This window comes from Nocardia sp. NPDC004722, assembly GCF_053601505.1.
Genome location: NZ_JBSGBY010000904.1, coordinates 1 through 2419, shown reverse-complemented (window position 1 = coordinate 2419; position 2419 = coordinate 1). Strand labels below are relative to the sequence as shown.

Sequence of the window (2419 nt, the reverse complement as noted above, 5' to 3'; positions counted from 1 at the left end):
ACCGCGACGCCTCCGCCGACCTCGCCGCCGTCGCGGACCTGAGCTCGGACATCTCGCAGGCCCTCGACGACGCCGGTGATTTCGGCGAGACCCCGTACCTGCTCGAGATCACCACCCCGGGCATCGACCGCCCGCTCACCGACCTGCGCCACTGGCAGCGCGCCCAGGGCCGCAAGGTGAAGATCGTCCTACGCCCCGGCGCCGAATCCCCGGAGGAGAAGGGCAAGACCACGTTCGAGGCCCGCGTCGGCGTCGCCACCGACACCGATATCGCACTGGTCCTCGGCGGCAAGCGGAAGCCACACCGGGTGACGGTGCCGCGGGCCGACATCCAATCCGCCGTAGTCCAAGTGGAATTCAATCCACCCGGGGCGGCCGAAATGGAACTCGCAGGGGGAGTAGCACCGGGCCGTCCCCAGCCCGGCGCTCAGGAGGCAACCGACACCACCGAATCCGATTCAGCAGCAGCCGTATCCGATTCACCGACCGAAGGGATCGTGGAATGAACATCGAAATCGAAGCCCTGCGCGCGATCGTCGCCGACAAGGGGATCTCGATGGAGACCGTGATCTCCGCGATCGAGTCCGCCTTGCTGACCGCCTACCGGCACACCGACGGCCACCAGGCCAACGCCCGCATCGACATCAACCAGAAGACCGGTGTCGTGCGCGTGATGGCCCGCGAGGTCGACGCCGACGGCAACGTCATCTCCGAATGGGACGACACCCCCGAGGGTTTCGGCCGCATCGCCGCCACCACCGCGCGCCAGGTCGTGCTGCAGCGCCTGCGCGACGCCGAGAACGAGAAGTCCTTCGGCGAGTTCTCCACCCACGAGGGCGACATCGTCGGCGGTGTCGTGCAGCGCGACGCCCGCATGAACGCCCGCGGCACCATCGTGGTCCGCATCGGCTCCGAAGCCCATGGCGCCGAAGGGGTCATCCCGCCCGCCGAGCAGGTGCCGGGCGAGACCTACGAGCACGGCGACCGCATCAAGTGCTACGTGGTCGGCGTCTCCCGCGGCCCGCGCGGCCCGCAGATCACCCTCTCGCGCACCCACCCCAACCTGGTGCGCCGCCTGTTCGCCCTGGAGGTCCCCGAGATCGCCGACGGCTCGGTCGAGATCGTGGCCGTGGCGCGCGAGGCCGGGCACCGCTCCAAGATCGCGGTGCGCTCGACGGTCCCCGGCGTCAACGCCAAGGGCGCGTGCATCGGCCCGATGGGCCAGCGCGTGCGCAACGTGATGAGCGAACTCGCGGGCGAGAAGATCGACATCATCGACTTCGCCGAGGACCCGGCCACGTTCGTCGGGAATGCGCTGTCGCCGTCGAAGGTTGTCTCGGTCACGATCGTGGACCCCGACGCCCGCGCCGCGCGGGTGGTGGTGCCGGACTTCCAGCTGTCCCTGGCCATCGGCAAGGAGGGCCAGAACGCCCGCCTGGCGGCCCGGCTTACCGGCTGGCGGATCGACATCCGCTCCGACGCCGCACCGGATATGCAGGGCGGTGTGCGCCCCGCGGCCGCGACCGGCGGTGGCGAGGCGCATCGGGGTTGATCTTGCCGGATCCATCCGGCCCGGTCGGTCCCGAGATTTGTGAAACAGACCCCTCGGATGACAGGTTGGTAACTTCCAAGGGGTACGGATGCGGAGATCGGGACGTGACAGCGGTAGAGTGGACGAAGGCTCAGCGCGAGTCGTCGGCTTCTCTGTGTGCCGAACGGGTGCAAGCAAGATCAACACCCGTCCGGACCTGCATCGGATGTCGGCAACGCGAGCTGGCTGTCGATCTGATGCGGGTCGTGGCGCAAGACTCTGCCGAATCTGGGCAGACGATTGTGATCGTTCCGGATCCGCGGCGCAGACTTCCCGGACGGGGTGCGTGGTTGCACCCCACTGCGGCTTGTCTGAACCAAGCAGTTCGGCGTCGAGCAATCGGCAGAGCACTACGAGTGTCCGGACATCTGGATATCTCAGCCCTGGAGCATTACGTAGAGAACAGGCACGAGAACTCATGAGCACACCGTGAAGTCCCAGAAATGATCGGCCTTCGAAATTAGTCGAGGTCGTGCGCGCGTCCCGTCGTGAAACGGGCTGCCGCGCTCGACCTCTGAGTGAGGAGAGCAGTGGCAGGCAAGGCCCGCGTGCACGAGTTGGCTAAAGAACTCGGTGTCACGAGCAAAGAACTACTCGCGCGGCTCAAGGAGCAGGGCGAGTTCGTGAAGTCGGCGAGCTCGACGGTGGAAGCACCCGTCGCGCGTCGCCTGCGGGAGTCGCTCGCACCCAAGAGCGCCCCCGCCAATGGAAACGCCAAGTCGGCGTCCCCCAAGCCCAGTGGTGACGGTGCCCCGCGTCCGGCCAAGCCGGCGACCCCGGGCGCCGGTCCGCGTCCCGGCCCGCGTCCGGCGGCTCCCGCCCCGGCAC

Annotated in this window: 4 protein-coding genes; all 4 read left to right on the top strand. The window is 68.1% G+C overall.

Annotated elements, in window-relative coordinates; genetic code table 11:
- The coding region (locus ACWELQ_RS43820; RefSeq protein WP_452402875.1) for a ribosome maturation factor RimP at positions 1–506 on the top strand (506 nt) is incomplete at its 5' end.
- Positions 503–1552 (top strand): transcription termination factor NusA, encoded by a 1050-nt coding sequence (nusA, locus tag ACWELQ_RS43815; RefSeq protein ID WP_452402874.1) that lies wholly within the window; start codon positions 503–505, stop codon positions 1550–1552. The genes ACWELQ_RS43820 and nusA, both read left to right, overlap by 4 nt.
- A 152-nt stretch (positions 1553–1704) precedes the next feature.
- On the top strand, positions 1705–2013 hold the full coding sequence (locus tag ACWELQ_RS43810; protein ID WP_452402876.1) for a YlxR family protein: 309 nt from the start codon (positions 1705–1707) through the stop codon (positions 2011–2013).
- A 108-nt stretch (positions 2014–2121) separates the two neighbouring features.
- Positions 2122–2419: translation initiation factor IF-2 N-terminal domain-containing protein (locus tag ACWELQ_RS43805; RefSeq protein WP_452402873.1), on the top strand; the 298-nt coding region annotated here is incomplete at its 3' end.

Excerpts from the sequence above, each read along its gene's own strand:
- nusA (WP_452402874.1), top strand. The coding sequence starts at position 503 with ATGAACATCGAAATCGAAGCCCTGCGCGCGATCGTCGCCGACAAGGGG.